Genomic DNA, 14,738 nt, shown 5'->3' on the forward strand with positions numbered 1-14,738 from the left:
GCGCGTTGCTCCGTTTTAGCTCTTCGTCGCCGCTTCCATCCAGCCATTTTCCTTGCTGACCTGCGCGACTTCCTTCGCGATCGAGCGGGCCAGTTTGCCGGCGTCCGAGGAGAGCGTGTCCCGCTTCGCTTCGGAGGCGCCGTGGAGACCGCCGCCAACCACGGCCGCCGTCGCGACATGACCCGCAGCCGCGCCCACGCCGGCGGTTTCCGCCATGCCGGGCATATGGCCGCTGTCCGCCTTCGTTTCGAAGCTCAGGAGCGGCTGGGGCGCGGCGCCGTTGGCCGGCTGGTACAGCACGGCGATCGTCGCGCCTACTTCGCTCTTGCCCGCGCCGAGGCCGATCAGCATGCGGCGGCGGCTGCTGCCCGCGTCCATCGAGTCGATGCGGCCTTCCACGATCAGGGCGCTGCGGCCGGCGGGCGCGGGACCATCCATGCGCACGGCGGGCAGGCCGATTTTCTGGAGTTCGCTCACGAGTTGATCGGCGAGATGCTCGCGCGTTTGTTCCGCCGCCTGCTGTTGCTGCTGCGCCGAGGACTCGCCGCTCTCCATCGCCTTGAGCCTGTGCATCATGCCGGTGTTGTCGAGCTGCACCTGGCCGGCGCTGGCGTCGAACGCGTAGACATAGATGACGTCGGCGTGCAGTTGGGGGAACGGTCCGTTCGTCTGCACGACCGGCGCAGCCGATGCGCAGCCGCTCGCGAAAAGCGCGCCCGCGAGAAACGCGGTGCCCGCGATGCGCTTGACCTTGTTGACGAGGAACTGGATGAGCGTTTGCATGTCGATGTCCTTTAACTGAAAGCGTGTCTCGTGTCTGCCGATACTCGCAAATCAGTAAGGATGGCGAACTATCGACCGTGGTGCTTCGGCGTCTGGGCTCCGGTTTGCTACGTTCCGTTGCTCAGGCTCAGGCGCAAGTATGGGGGGAAGGGCATGTGAAATCCACGCGCAAATTATGTCGAATCATGTCACGTGCGCTCGGCAGGCTGCGCGTCTTTCGGGCCGGCGGCGGGCCGGTTCAGCGGCAGGCGCACGACAGCTTCGAGGCCACCCCCTTCGCGGTCGCGGAAGTTCAGCGAGCCGCCGTGCAGTCGCGCGATTCGCTCGACGATGGCGAGCCCGAGCCCCGAGCCGCCCGAGTGCGTGCGGGCGTTCGCGCCGCGGCTGAAGGGCGATTTCAGACGCTCCAGCGCTTCGGCGCGGATGCCGTTGCCCCGGTCGGCAACGACGATGCAGGCAGCGTCGCCGTCTCGCCAGGTGCGAATCGTCAGACCTGTGCGGCCGTAATTCACAGCGTTCTGCATGAGATTCATCAAGAGGCGCATAACGGCGACGGGCCGGAATTCGAACACCGGCAATTCGCCCTCGTCGAAGTCGAATTCGTGTCCGAGTCCGGCGAAATCGGCAACGAGTTGGCCGGCGAGCGCGTTGAGGTCGCCGGGCTGCGGCGCTTCGCGCTCGCCGCTGCCTGCGTAATCCATGAACTGCTGGAGGATCGTATCGATCTGGTCGAGGTAGCTCTCTGATGAGGCCACGAGCGCATCGTTGCTGCCGCGCGGCAGCGCCATCGCAATCGCGAGGCGCAGTTTCGTGAGCGGCGTGCGGATATCGTGCGAAACGCCGGCCAGCATCAATGCGCGCGTGGCCTCGGCCTGCTGCAGCGCTTCAGTCATCTGGTTGAAAGCGCGGCTCACCTGGGCGATTTCGGTCGGGCCGTCGGTGGGCAGCGGCGCGGGCTTTTCGCCCGCGCTCACGCGCCGCGCCGCGCGCGCGAGCTTGCGCAGCGGCTCGTTGATGTGGCGTTGCAACAGGTAGCCGGCGAGCGCCGCTAGCAGAGCGAGCGCAGCGGAGAGGGCCAACGCGGGGGTGATGCCGCTCGCGCGCACGTCGGCGGTCATCGGGAGTGCGATCCATATGGGCTCGCCCGCCGCGTGAAGGCGGATCCACAGGTGCTCCTGCGCGGCTTCGTCGTCGGTTGCGAGCGTCTTCCCGTCGCGGCTCTCCTCCCAGCGCACCAGCAGGTCGGGCGGCAGATGGCGTTGCAGCGCTTCGACGAAGACGTCGCGCTGCCACGTGCGAAAAAAGTCGCCGAGGCTCGGGTGGGTATCGGCAGGCGTGTCCGGTGGCGCTGCCGCCCGCGCGTTCAGGCGCGCGGTCGCAGTACGGGCCTCGGCGGGCGGCATGGACGCGAGCGTCATATCGAGCAGCTTCACGTAGTCCGCGAAGATGATCGACGCGCGCTCGATGCGCGGGCGCTGCACGAAATGCAGCAGCACGCTGATCGAGCAAATTTGCGAGAACGCGACGAGCGCCACCAGCAGCGCAATGTTGCGCGAGAGGAGCGAGCGCGGAATCCCGAGCCGCATTACGGTTCGACGCCGGCCACCAGCATGTAGCCGATGCCCCAGACCGTCTTGATGAAGCGCGGTTTGGCCGGATCGTCCTCGACGATCTGGCGCAGGCGCAGGATCTGCACGTCGACGCTGCGGTCGAGCGCATTGTGGTCGCGCCCGCGCGCGCGGGCCAGCAGGTTTTCGCGGCTCACCGCGCGATTGGGCGACGAGCCGAGCGCATGAAGCAGCAGCATCTGCGCCGAGTGAACTTCGACCGGTGCGCCGTCGCGGTAGAGCGTCTGTTTGCCGACGTCGAACGTGAAGTCGCCGAAGCGCAGCATCTGCGACGTGACGGTCGGTTCGGCCGCGGCCATCTTCTGGCGGCGCAGCAGCGCACGGATGCGCGCGACCAGCTCGTCGGGCAGGAACGGCTTGGCGAGGTAGTCGTCGGCGCCGGTTTCGAGGCCGATCACCTTGTCGGCGGCGTCGCCCTTGGCGGTGAGCATGAGGATCGGCAGCGTCTGGCCTTCGGCGCGCAGGCGGCGGCACACCGTGAGGCCGTCTTCGGGCTCCATCATGAGATCGAGCACGAGCAGGTCGTACGGTTCGCGCTGGAGCAGGCGGTCGAGGCGCTTGCCGTCGGCGACGGCGCGCACCTCGAAGCCCTGGCTCGTGAGGAAGCGCTGCAGCATGTTGCGCAGCTCGGCTTCGTCGTCGAGCACGATGATCCTGCCTGCCTGCTCCATGGGACGCCTCCGGCGTTCATCGGGCTGCTGCGCGCGCTCGCATGAAGTCCTCGATCTGCGCGAGGGTGACGAAACCGGCCTGCTGCGCGTCGATTTCCTCGAAGTGCTGCGCGACCATCGGCATGCCCGCCTGCGCCTGCTCGCGCGTGAGCTTGTCGTCGTGCGTGGTGTTCGCGGCGGCGAAGCGGCTCTGCACTTGCGCCATCATGCGCTCGACGCGCGCGCTGCCGTTCGCGGCGCCGCTTGTGGGTCCGCTTGCGGCCCCGTTTGCCGGCCCGTTTGTCGCTCCGCTCGTGGCACCGGCGTTGGCCGGCCAGGCCTCGGCCGACGCCGGCAGCGAAACGGCTGCTGAAACGATACACAAAACGAGCGATGCGATCATCTTCTTCATGATGTTCTCCGTGAGACGGCCGACACAGCTTGCCGGCCGGTTGATTAAAGCGGGTGCGAAACGAAGGAGGAAGGGCGGCGTCTGCGGGAGCGAAGGCGAAGCCGCCTCAGAGGGGGCACGCCCAGTGGGGCACGCCCAGTGGTTCACGCCCAGTGGGCGGGCACCCAGACGCGGCCAACCCAGTGCCCCGGAACCCACACGGCGGGACGTGGCGCGATGTACACGGCGCGCGGCAGCGGTTGCCCCACATAGACGACCTTGGGCGCCGGCGGAGCCACGTAGATCACCTTCGGCGCGGGCGGCGCGACATAGACAGTCTTCGGCGCGGAAGGCGCGATATAAACCGTCTGCGGTGCTGGTGCCGGGGCCGGTGCGACGACCACCGTCTTCGGCGCGGGCGGCGGCGGGGCGACGTACACGGTGCCCGGCGGCGGCGTGACGATCACCGGCGCGGGCGCCGGGGTGCCCACGACGGCGACCGTCGCGCCCGTTGCCGTGACCGTGCCGGCTGTCGAAACCGTACCCCCAGCGACCACGGTCGTGCCGCCGGTGGAAACGGTGCCGCCGTGGACGACGGTCGTGCCGCCGCCCGTCGTCACCACGCCGGTTCCGACGCCCGTGGCGCTGCCCGAGTGGTAGACGCTGCCGCCCTGTGTGCCGGTGACGGTGCCCGATCGATAGCACGTGCTGCCCGCGCAGGCGGTGGACGCCGAGTGCCCGTAAGTGTTGCCGTTGCCCGTCGTGACCGTGCCCGTCGACGAGTACTGGCCGGGCGCGCTGTGCGTCACGCTGCCCGAGGTGCTCGCGCTGCGGCCATCCGAGCCGTCGAGCGAGCCGGTGTGCGAGCAGGTCCCGTTCGCGCAGCTCGTATCGCCCGAGTGCTGGACCGAGCGGCCGTTCGGGCCATAGGCGGTGCCGCTGTTGCTGAACTGGCCCGGCGCGGTGCGCGTGACCGAGCCGCTGTTGGTCGCGACGCCGCCCCAGGGGCCAATCGCGCCGCCCGCATGCGAGCAGGTGCCGCCGCTGCAGGAGCCGTAATGCGCGCCGCTGTAGGTGCCGTGCGGCGTGTAGGCCGTGCCGTGGCCGGACCAGCCCGCAAACGCGGGGGCGCTGGCAAAGCCGATGAGCGCGGCGACGACGAGGGGGAGCGTTTTCATCAGAGGTCCTTGAGGTTCGTTTCCGGGCACGCCGTGGCGTGTCAGCGGGACGAACTATAGGGCGGCCTTCTGCTCCCGTCGCCTCATAAAGGATGTCGCGGTGTTACACGGCGCGAGACGCTGGCCTCGCCCGCCGCACCTGCACGGCGCTGCGGGCAGGTGGCGGCACTGCGCGGGCCGTGCCGCATGACATATCGCGACATACTTTGCGCGTGGTTTTTCGCGCGGTGCGCCACTACAGTGCCTCTCATCCGACGCGCCGCCGGCTCGCTTCCGTGCAATACGCGTCTTCGTTCACCGCGCCCTGCGCGCTCATCGCACACCATCCATCATGCACACCACCGGAAAAATCGCGCTCTATGTCACGCTGTTCGTCGTCATCGTCTCGCTGATCGAGGCGTGCGTGCTCACCTTCGGCAAGCGCCGCGAACACGACGCGGCCTTCGATTGGTCTGAAGTTTGGCTCTCGCTCGCCGACCTCACGGGTCGCAAGCTCTTCGCACTCCTGCCGCTCTCGCTCGCCACGCCTGTCTTCGATTTCGCGTGGGAACACCGGCTCTTCACGCTGAATTTCGACAGCGTTGCGCTCGTGCTGCTCGTTTTCCTGGGGCAGGAGTTCTGCTATTACTGGTATCACCGCGCCTCGCACCGCATCCGCTTCTTCTGGGCCACGCACGCCGTTCATCATTCACCCAACCAGTTGACGCTTTCGTCGGCGTACCGCCTCGGCTGGACCGGCAAGCTCGCCGGGCCGGTCATGTTCTTCGCGCCGCTCGTGTGGCTCGGCGTGCGCCCTGAAGTCGTGCTCGCTATCCTTTCGTTCAACCTGCTCTATCAGTTCTGGCTGCACAACACGTGGATTCCGAGGCTTGGCTGGCTCGAACATGTGTTCAATACACCGTCGAATCATCGCGTGCATCATGCGTCCAACGTCGACTACCTCGATGCGAATTATGGCGGAGTCCTGATCGTCTTCGACCGCCTGTTCGGCACGTATGTAAAAGAGCGCGCCGAGGAGCCGTGCCGTTACGGTCTCGTGACGCCCGTGCGCTCGCGCAATCCGTTCGTCGTCGAATTCGAGCACTGGGCGACGCTCGCGCGTGACGTCTTCACGGCGAAGGACATCTGGACTGCCGTGCGCTACGTGTTACTGCCGCCGGGCTGGCGTGCGGACGGCGGCGGCGAAACCACCGAGAACCTGCGCAAGCAGCGCGCGCTCGCAACGGTGCGCACGCGAGGTTGATCGAAGAGCGCGCCTCGCGTAACGTGGCCACAGCGGCGCTCGTCTGGATCACGCGAGACTCATCGAAAGAACGGCGCTGAAAGAACGTCACTGAAGGAACGTCACTGAAGGAACATCATGGAAACCGGTTTGAATGGCAGGATGGTCGCGGTGACGGGCGGCTTCGGCATTCTCGGCATGGCAACGGCGCAACTGCTGGCCGAACGCGGCGCCCGCGTGGCGCTCATCGGCCGAGGCGCCGCGCCCGATGCGGCGTCGCTGCCTGCCTCGCTCGCTGGCGCGCTTTGCCTCGCTGGCGTCGATCTTGTCGATGCGCAGGCCGCGCAGGCCGCCTGCGCCACGCTGGACGAGCGCCTCGGCGGCCTCGATGCGCTCGTCAACGTGGCTGGCGCGTTTCGCTGGGAGACCATCGGCGAAGGCGACGCGCGCACCTGGGACCTGATGTTCGATTTGAACGTGAAGACGGCGCTCAATGCCTCGAAGGCCGCGCTGCCTTATCTGGTGAAGCGCGGTGCGGGCCGCATCGTCAACATCGGCGCGGGCGCGGGTCTGAAGGCGACGCTCGGCACGGGGGCCTATTCGGCTTCGAAGTCGGGCGTGGCGCGCTTGACGGAAGCGCTCGCTGAGGAAGTGAAGGACAAGGGCATCACCGTGAATGCGATTCTGCCGGGCATCATCGACACGCCGCAAAACCGCGCCGACATGCCGGACGCCGATTTCACGCGCTGGGTGCAACCGCGCGAGATCGCCGCTGTGATCGCTTTCCTGCTGGGCGCGGACGCCCAGGCGATTACGGGAGCGCTTATTCCGGTGAACGGGCGCTTGTAAGCAAGACGCCGCCGGCCTTGCGGGTCGCTCGGGACTACGCAGCGCGGGACTCACGGCACGGCGCGCTAGTGGCCGTGTCCGCCGCCGCCGTGGCCCATGCCGCCACCGCCGCCTTGCCACGTGCTGCCGCCGCCGCCGTGCCAGCCGCCGTGGCCCCCGTGCCAGCCGCCATGGCCGTCGCCATGCCAGCCGTGGTGATAGCCGCCGCCACCCCCCCAGATGGCGATACCGCCATACCCCCCGCCGACATATCCGGGGTAGGGGTCGTAACCGTAGGCGTACGGATAGCCGGAATCGTATGGATAGCCGGAATAGTAGGGGTAGCCGTACCCATAGTCGTAATAGCCGGGATAGCCCGGGTAGGGAGCGGCGCAGCCTGCGAGAACTGCGGCCGTCCCCAATGCTGAAATTAGCCGCAACACGATGATCTCCGGAGATATACGTTTGAAACTGTTTGGCGCAGACAGGTTCAGACGCAATTGTGTCCGCTGGTTACCGCGGTCGCCTCTACGCGCGGCCGAACGGCAGACGGTCGAAGAACCGGACCGCCACCATCTTCGTGCCAATGAGCGCAAGCACGATGCCGGGCGGCATGAGACGGTTTTCAGGCGCGCAGCCGCGGCGGTAGCGCTCGCGCGCCGGAAGGCAGCGCGGCTTCGGCGCGAGCGAGCCGCGCCTCCATGGGCAGGCGCGGCATGGCTGCGGGCGCGACCATGCAACGCTTATTCCCGCATCGCCGGCCGAACTCGATGTACGATGCCTGGTCCTATACCCCCAAGGATGAGCGGCCGTGGCCGGCGCAGCAGGCCATGCCCGCTATCCTGTAGCGCCTCGCGCGCGGCCCGTCCGGTCGAGCACCATCGGGCCGACGCAGGCAATCGATGCCACATTTGCACAGGAATCCCCTAATGCGCCGACGTCAATTCCTCCTCAGTTCCAGTGCCGCCCTTGCCGCCGGCGGTCTCGCGCTTGCCGGCTGCACGACGACCCCGCTCGGCTCGCAGAACAGCGCCTCGCAAAACGCGGCGAAGCGCAACTCGATCGACGCGGGCGTCGACGCCACGCTCGCGCGCCTCTACGACACCGTGAGCGGGTCGCAGGAACTGATCTCGAAGTCGAGCGGCGTGCTCGTCTTTCCGCAGGTATTGGCGGCGGGCTTCTGGATCGGCGGGCAGTACGGCACCGGCGCGCTGCGCGTGGGCGGCCGCACCACGGGCTACTACAGCACGGTGGCGGCCTCGTTTGGCCTGCAGATCGGCGCGCAGTCCAAGGCGATCATCTTCGCGTTCATGAATCCGGTCGCGCTCGATGCGTTCACGAACAGCCAGGGGTGGTCGGCGGGCGCGGACGCCACCGTTGCGCTCGTCACCGTGGGCGCGAACGGGAAAGTCGATACCTCGACCGCCACGAGCCCCGTGGAAGCATTCGTGCTGACCAACGCGGGCCTGATGGCCGGGGTGTCGCTGGAAGGCGTGAAGGTGTCGCGGCTCGTCATCTGAAGCGAGCGAGATCAGCAATGAAGGGAGACCCTCGCATGGCGACGCCCACGTACCGCCGCAAGCACAAGATTCACTTCTCGGAATGCGATCCCGCAGGCATCGTGTTCTACCCGCAGTACTTCGTGCTGTTCAACGATCTCGTCGAATCGTGGTTCGACGAGATGCTGCCGCAAGAGGGCTATCACGGTGTGATCGGCGCACGCCGCGTGGGCATGCCGACCGTGCGGCTCGAAGTGGATTTCAAGGCGGTCAGCAAGATGGGCGACGAGGTCTGGCTCTCGCTCGACGTCGTACGGCTCGGCGGGGCCTCGCTCACGCTCGCGTGGGCCTGCACGGGCGTGGACGGCGTGCTGCGCATGGCGGCGCGCCAGACGATCGTGACGACCTCGCTCGACACTCACAAGTCGATCGGCATTCCTGACGATATTCGCATGGCGATCGAAAAGTCGATGGCGGCCCCCACGCGCGAATGACGCCAGGGCAATGATCAGGCGGTCCCGCCGAGCGCCGCCTGCAACGTCGCAAAAGTCTTTTCGTCGGTGCGTTCGAATTGCAGTGGCGTAACCGAAACGCGCCCGGCGTTCACCATGGCCGTTTCGGTGTCGGGCCCGTTTTCGCGCGGACCGCGATTGAAGCGCAGCCAGTAGTAATCCATGCCGCGCGGGTCGATTTGCGGCACGACGTCGATGCCCTGCACGAGCCCGACGCCCTGGCGCGTGACCGTGAGCGGCCCGGCGGCGCTCGCGTCGATATCGGGAAAGTTCACATTGAGGCAGACGGGCGCATCGTGCGCGACGGCAGCGAGGCGGCGTATCACATCGGGCGCGAGCGCGCGGGCGGTGTCCCAGCGCACGCGCTCGCGGTCGCGAAAGGTCTGGCTCAACGCGATGGATGGCAGGCCGAGCAGGAGCCCCGTCATGGCCGCGCCCACCGTGCCCGAGAACATCGTCTCCACGCCGAGGTTGCCGCCGCGGTTGATCCCCGAGAGCACGAGCGAAGGGCGCACATCGCCCATGAGCTGACGCACCGCCATCACCACGCAATCCCCCGGCGTGCCGACCACGCCGAAGCGTCGATCGCCGCGCCGGCTCACGCGCAGCGGCGAATGCAGGCTGATCGAGTGCGAGGTGCCGCTCTGGTCGTGTTCCGGTGCGACGACCCAGACTTCATCGGCGAGTTCGGCGGCTACGGCTTCGAGCACGGCGAGGCCGGGTGCCTCGATACCGTCATCATTAGTGAGGAGCACGCAGGGCAGTTTCGTTTCGGTGGCTGACATGACTGGCTCTTTTTCGTTGCAAGGTCGGGGACAACGCCATTATTCCAGAGTGCGTTCGGGCGCCATATCCGGGATAGACTAGCGCGTCGGCGCCATGAGGCGCGCCCTGCTGTGAGGAGAAGTACGTGAAGCCGCAAGCCATGCCGGACCTTGCCCGCATCCTGTTCATCGTCGCCATACTCTGCGCGCTGACGATCGGCAGCATCTATGTCATGCGCCCGTTTCTGCCGGGGCTCATCTGGGCCACGACCATCGTCGTCGCGACCTGGCCCGCGATGACGGCCATCGAGCGGCGTTGCGGCAACCGCCGCTGGCTCGCCACGCTCGTGATGCTGTTGATCCTGCTCGTCGTGATCGTCCTGCCGCTCTACGAAGCCATCTCGACGCTGGCCTTGCACGGCGGCGAGATCATGGACCTGATCCGCAAGCTGCCTGAATACGCGCTGACGTCGCCGCCGGCCTGGGTCCACGACATTCCCGTGGTCGGCACGCGTATCGTCGACAAATGGCAGGAGTTCTCCGACGCCGGTCCGAGCGGTCTGCTCGCGCAGCTCGAACCCTACGCCTCGATTGCGGCGCACTGGCTGATTGCGCATGCCGCCTCGGTCGGCGTGTTCGTCGTGCACATGTTCATCACCATCATCATCACGGGCATTCTGTATAGCAAGGGCGAGAGTGCCGCGGCGTATGTCACGCGGTTCGCCATTCGCGTCGCACCGGCTTATGGCGAGCAGGCCGTCAAGCTCGCGGGCGCTTCGATTCGCGCGGTGGCCCTTGGCATCGTCGTGACGGCGATCCTGCAGTCGGCGCTCGGGGGCATCGGCCTGTGGGTGGCGGGAGTGCCGGGAGCGGCCGTGCTCACCGCCTTGATGCTCATGCTCTGTCTCGCGCAGATCGGCCCGACGCTGCCGCTGCTCGGCGGCGTGATCTGGCTGTTCATGCACGATGCACATCTCGCGGCCATCCTGCTCGCGGTGTGGGCCGTGATGGTCGCGATGCTCGACAACCTCGTGCGTCCCGTTCTGATCCGGCGCGGCGTCAACCTGTCGATGCTGCTGATTCTCGCCGGCGTGCTCGGCGGGTTGTTCGCGTTCGGCATCGTCGGGCTCTTCATCGGACCGGTGATTCTCGCCGTTTCGTCCACTTTGCTGACCGCGTGGATAGGCGATACGGCCGCTGGCGCACGCGGCGCCGGCGAGGCGGCAGCCATCAAGACGCCTGATCGAACAAGATAGCGCGACCCGCAAGCCGTTCGTCTCCTTGACGACGCGCCGTTCGATTCGACGTTACGATGACGTCTGAACTTCAGTGCGGCATTCGTTAGAGCATTCAGGCGGCGCTCCTGCGGGCACCCTTCGTGCGGCCCTGGTCCTCGGTCCGCGCACGTCCGCGCGTCGCGCACCGTTTCCAGGAGACGAAATGGCTCAGTTCAACTGCGATATCTGCGGCGTGCGCCCCGCGACGGTGCGGGTCGCCGTGTTGCAGGACGGCAGGCGGCGTTTTCTCGACGTTTGCGACTATCACTACGCGCAACTCACGCGGCATCAACGTACCTTGAGTCCACTGGAGGCGCTGTTCCGCGGTTCACAGCAGACGGACGGCGCGGGTGGAGCGTCGCCCGAGCTTGCGCCCCAGGCCGTGGAAGCCGGCGACGGCGCCAGCGTCGAGCGCTATTTGAGCGACGTGGCGCGCGAATTGCTGCAGCGGGCTGCCGAGCGGGCCGTGCAGTTCGGGCGCCGCGAGGTCGACACGGAGCACCTGCTCTACGAACTCGCGGGTAACGACGCGGGCGCGGCGATTCTCAAGCGCCTCGGCATCCAGCCCGACGACGTGCGCGCATTCATCGACGCCAATGCGCAAAAGCGCGAAGGCGTAAGCGCGCCCGAAGACGGCCGCATCGGCGTCTCGCCGCGCCTGAAGGGCGCACTCGACCGCGCCTTTCTCGTCTCGCGCGAACTGGGCCACAGCTACGTGGCGCCCGAGCATCTGCTCTTCGGGCTCACACAGGTGCCGGAAAGCTTCGCGGGCTATCTGCTGTCGCGCTACGGCGTCACGCCCCAGAACGTGCTGCAGCGGCTCGTGGAAGCCCAGGGCGACAAACGCGAGCGACCCGCTGCGAAAGGTCCGAGCGCGACGCCGCAACTCGACCAGTACAGCCGCGACCTCAGCGCGCTTGCGAGCGAGGGCAAGCTCGACCCCGTGATCGGCCGCTCGAGCGAGATCGAGACCGTGGTGGAAGTGCTCGCGCGCCGGCGCAAGAACAACCCGGTGCTGATCGGCGAGCCGGGCGTGGGCAAGACGGCCATTGCCGAGGGCCTCGCGCAGCGCATGCTCAACGGCGACGTGCCCGAATCGCTGCGCGGCCGGCGGCTCGTCGAGCTGAACGTCAACGGGCTCATCGCGGGCGCGAAGTATCGCGGCGAATTCGAAGAGCGCGTGAAGGGCGTGATGGAGGAAATCGCGGCGCAGCGCGAGAGCCTCGTGCTCTTCATCGACGAGGTGCACATGATCGTCGGTGCGGGTCAGGGCGGCGGCGAAGGCGGCCTCGATATCGCCAACGTCTTCAAGCCAGCCATGGCGCGCGGCGAACTGAACCTGATCGGCGCGACGACGCTCGCGGAGTACCAGAAGTACATCGAGAAGGACGCGGCGCTCGAACGGCGCTTTCAGCCCGTGTTCGTGTCCGAGCCCAGCGTGGATCAGACGATCAACATCCTGCGCGGCCTGCGCGACAAGCTCGAGGTGCATCACCATGTCACCATCCGCGACGACGCGCTCGTCTCGGCGGCCGAGCTGTCGGACCGCTATGTAATGGGGCGCTTCCTGCCGGACAAGGCGATCGACCTGATCGACCAGGCGGCCGCGCGCGTGCATCTGTCGGCTACCTCGCGGCCCGCGGCGATCCTCGAACTCGAAGCGGAACTGGCGCAGCTTCGCCGCGAGCAGGACTACGCGGCGACGCGCAAGAACTTCGAGCGCGCCCACGCGCTGGACGAGCCGATCGCCGGGAAGGAAAAGGCGCTCGCACAGGCCACCAATGACTGGAAAGGGGAACTCGGCACCGTGACCTCGGATGTGACGACCGAGGACGTGGCGGAGATCGTCTCGAAGCTCACCGGTGTGCCGGTCACGCAGCTCACGGCCGAGGAGCGCACGCGTCTGCTGGAAATGGAAAAGCGCCTGCACGAGCGTGTGATCGGCCAGGAGCAGGCGATCGTCGCGGTGAGCGACGCGGTGCGGCGCTCGCGCGCCGGGCTGCGGCGCGGTCGGCGGCCCACGGCCGTGTTCCTGTTTCTCGGGCCGACCGGGGTCGGCAAGACCGAGCTGGCGAAGGCGCTGGCCGAAGTGGTGTTCGGCGACGAGGACGCCATCGTGCGCATTGACATGAGCGAGTATATGGAGCGCCATGCGGTGTCGCGGCTGATCGGGTCGCCGCCGGGTTATGTCGGCTACGACGAAGGCGGACAGTTGACCGAGAAGGTGCGCCGCCGCCCTTATTGCGTGATCCTGCTCGACGAAATCGAAAAGGCTCACTCCGATGTCTACAACGTACTGCTGCAGGTGTTCGACGACGGCCGCCTCACCGACGGCAAGGGACGCGTGGTGGACTTCAGCAACACGGTCGTGATCGCGACGAGCAATCTCGCTTCCGACGTGGTCTCGGGCCAGAAGCGCTCGGGGCCGGGCTTCCTTTCGAGCGCCGAAGGATCGATGCAAGGCGCGGTGATGGGAGAACTGCGTCAGCATTTCCGGCCCGAGTTCCTGAATCGCATCGACGAAATCATCGTGTTCCAGCCGCTCAGCAACGACGAGCTGCGCGCGATCGTGCGGCTGCAGCTCGAGCAGGTCCGGCGCATGGCGCGCAGTCAGGATATCGAATTGACGTTCGACGAAAGCGTGACTGAGCATCTCTCCGCAGAGGGGTATCGACCGGAATACGGTGCGCGTGAACTGAAGCGGCAGATCCAGCAGGCGGTGGAAAACGAACTGGCGAAGGCGATGCTCAAGGGCGACGTGAAGGAGGGCGCGAAAGTCGTTTGCCGCTATGATGCCGCGGCTAAACGCATGGCGTTCGCATTGCAGGGAGCGGGCAAGGACTGATGCGATCCGTGCGTATGCCGTTCGCAGCGTGTGCGTCCTCCGTTAGCGGATGAGTTTGGGGCGCGAGACGGGCTTGACGCCCGGGCGTTCGACGGCGCGCCGGATCTTCGAAAGGAGGTCGTCTTCGCCAAAGCGCCGGTCACCGGCGAGCCGCGCCGCAACGCTGCGGTATGCGTCCCGGAGGCGCGCCATGATGGCCTCGCTTTCGGCTGTGCCGAGTTCGAGGCGCCGCGCGAAAGCAAGGAGTTCGGCGGTCAACGGGAAGGTCTTGCTGCGGTTGAGGCTGAGCGCCATGCGCCCGTCCAGCTCGGGATAGATGTCCGTGCAGACTACATCGAACACCGGAGCGAGCCTGCGCGGCCCGGTTGGATCGGCATAGAGGATTCCCAGGTTTTTCATGTGGGCATCGCCGTCGCGCAGCAGGCAAGAGAGGGCGATGCGCTCGAAAAGGCGCCGCTTCTGCACCGGGTCCGAGCGCGTGTAGATGTCGACGGCCTTGGCGATCATTTCGTAGCTCCCCTCGTACTTCGCCTTGCCGGTGAGCACGCTCATGTCCTCGAATCCGAGGGGCGTGCCGTTCGCCTCGCGGTCGAAGCGCGACATGACGAAGAGCTTGCCGTCGTCGGAAAGCCAGAAGTCGGGAACTTCGAGCGCCGCCTCCTTCGCCACCGACATGCAAAAGAACTCGTTGCGCGCGAGCCCGGGGAAATCATCGCCTTCCGCTTTCACGATCACCGTGCGAAGCGGCAGCGCCGTGTGCTCCGCGGGCCGCGCGGCGGGTTGACCGGCGAGGGGAACAACCGCTTTCGGCTGGACGCCGGAAATGCCGGAGCCCAGCGCATAGCGGTCGATCAGGCGCTCGAACAACCGGCCCGAGGGCGAAGAGAGCAGTTCTTCCAGGCGCTCGCCTTCCCTCTCCGGCACGCGCTCGCCCGGCACCGAATAGGTGAGCCGCCCGATCTGGTTCCGGCCGGCGAGAAAGAGCAGGAACATGTCACTCGGCGCGCCGTAGCGCGCGAGCCGTTCCTCTATCACGAAGCGCAGGTAGCCCTCAGGCCGGTTCATCGCGAAGACGCCCATCAGGTCGCCGCTCGCGTAACTCTGGCGGCGCACCGGCATGGTGAGCGATACGCCAGCGACGTCCGGCACGTCGCCGTAGTT

The 14,738-nt window shown here is 67.0% G+C and carries 14 protein-coding genes; 6 read left to right on the top strand and 8 right to left on the bottom strand.

The features are described from left to right. Nucleotides 1-15: 15 nt before the first annotated feature. The 5 genes from BMI01S_RS13680 to BMI01S_RS13700 all read right to left on the bottom strand — a co-directional run bounded on the left by BMI01S_RS13680 (nt 16) and on the right by BMI01S_RS13700 (nt 4,630). Nucleotides 16-783: a DUF4410 domain-containing protein gene (locus BMI01S_RS13680; RefSeq protein WP_028230447.1), complete on the bottom strand. Its 768-nt coding sequence runs from the start codon at nt 781-783 to the stop codon at nt 16-18. Between the two features lie 188 nt (nt 784-971). Then, nucleotides 972-2,369, bottom strand: a complete 1,398-nt coding sequence (locus tag BMI01S_RS13685; protein WP_028230448.1) for an ATP-binding protein — start codon at nt 2,367-2,369, stop codon at nt 972-974. Continuing rightward, on the bottom strand, nt 2,369-3,082 hold the full coding sequence (locus BMI01S_RS13690; RefSeq protein WP_028210229.1) for a response regulator: 714 nt from the start codon (nt 3,080-3,082) through the stop codon (nt 2,369-2,371). The genes BMI01S_RS13685 and BMI01S_RS13690 overlap by 1 nt, the downstream gene beginning before the upstream one ends. A gap of 16 nt (nt 3,083-3,098) precedes the next feature. Then, nucleotides 3,099-3,473 carry an EF-hand domain-containing protein gene (locus tag BMI01S_RS13695; RefSeq protein WP_028210228.1) on the bottom strand — a complete coding sequence of 125 codons (375 nt, stop codon included), beginning with the start codon at nt 3,471-3,473 and terminating at the stop codon, nt 3,099-3,101. 143 nt (nt 3,474-3,616) lie between these two features. Further along, the gene (locus BMI01S_RS13700; RefSeq protein WP_028210227.1) at nt 3,617-4,630 is read right to left on the bottom strand and encodes a hypothetical protein; all 1,014 of its coding nucleotides are present in this window, start codon (nt 4,628-4,630) and stop codon (nt 3,617-3,619) included. Between the two features lie 331 nt (nt 4,631-4,961). Between BMI01S_RS13700 and BMI01S_RS13705 the strand changes: the two genes are divergently transcribed. After that, nucleotides 4,962-5,873 (top strand): sterol desaturase family protein, encoded by a 912-nt coding sequence (locus tag BMI01S_RS13705; RefSeq protein WP_028230449.1) that lies wholly within the window; start codon nt 4,962-4,964, stop codon nt 5,871-5,873. Between the two features lie 117 nt (nt 5,874-5,990). Next, nucleotides 5,991-6,701, top strand: a complete 711-nt coding sequence (locus tag BMI01S_RS13710; RefSeq protein ID WP_028210225.1) for an SDR family NAD(P)-dependent oxidoreductase — start codon at nt 5,991-5,993, stop codon at nt 6,699-6,701. Between the two features lie 65 nt (nt 6,702-6,766). Here the strand turns inward: BMI01S_RS13710 and BMI01S_RS40790 are convergent, their stop codons facing one another. Next, nucleotides 6,767-7,123, bottom strand: a complete 357-nt coding sequence (locus BMI01S_RS40790; protein WP_028210224.1) for a hypothetical protein — start codon at nt 7,121-7,123, stop codon at nt 6,767-6,769. Between the two features lie 486 nt (nt 7,124-7,609). On the opposite strand from BMI01S_RS40790, the gene BMI01S_RS13720 reads away from it, so the two are divergent. Together BMI01S_RS13720 and BMI01S_RS13725 are read left to right on the top strand one after the other, a co-directional pair. Further along, nucleotides 7,610-8,200: a BPSL1445 family SYLF domain-containing lipoprotein gene (locus tag BMI01S_RS13720; protein WP_028210223.1), complete on the top strand. Its 591-nt coding sequence runs from the start codon at nt 7,610-7,612 to the stop codon at nt 8,198-8,200. A 35-nt stretch (nt 8,201-8,235) separates the two neighbouring features. Continuing rightward, a complete protein-coding gene (locus BMI01S_RS13725; protein WP_154671165.1) occupies nt 8,236-8,673 on the top strand; it encodes an acyl-CoA thioesterase in 438 nt (145 codons plus the stop codon). A 14-nt stretch (nt 8,674-8,687) separates the two neighbouring features. Here the strand turns inward: BMI01S_RS13725 and surE are convergent, their stop codons facing one another. Beyond that, on the bottom strand, nt 8,688-9,476 hold the full coding sequence (gene surE, locus BMI01S_RS13730; RefSeq protein ID WP_028230450.1) for a 5'/3'-nucleotidase SurE: 789 nt from the start codon (nt 9,474-9,476) through the stop codon (nt 8,688-8,690). A 140-nt stretch (nt 9,477-9,616) separates the two neighbouring features. On the opposite strand from surE, the gene ydiK reads away from it, so the two are divergent. Beyond that, nucleotides 9,617-10,711 carry an AI-2E family transporter YdiK gene (ydiK, locus tag BMI01S_RS13735; protein ID WP_036018052.1) on the top strand — a complete coding sequence of 365 codons (1,095 nt, stop codon included), beginning with the start codon at nt 9,617-9,619 and terminating at the stop codon, nt 10,709-10,711. Between the two features lie 184 nt (nt 10,712-10,895). Beyond that, on the top strand, nt 10,896-13,577 hold the full coding sequence (locus BMI01S_RS13740; RefSeq protein WP_028210219.1) for an ATP-dependent Clp protease ATP-binding subunit: 2,682 nt from the start codon (nt 10,896-10,898) through the stop codon (nt 13,575-13,577). A 42-nt stretch (nt 13,578-13,619) separates the two neighbouring features. Here the strand turns inward: BMI01S_RS13740 and BMI01S_RS13745 are convergent. Next, a partial coding sequence (locus BMI01S_RS13745; RefSeq protein WP_042289504.1) for a type II toxin-antitoxin system HipA family toxin occupies nt 13,620-14,738 on the bottom strand: 1,119 nt, incomplete at its 5' end.

It is taken from the genome of Paraburkholderia mimosarum LMG 23256 = NBRC 106338 (assembly GCF_000739815.1).
In the GTDB taxonomy this organism is placed as follows: domain Bacteria; phylum Pseudomonadota; class Gammaproteobacteria; order Burkholderiales; family Burkholderiaceae; genus Paraburkholderia; species Paraburkholderia mimosarum.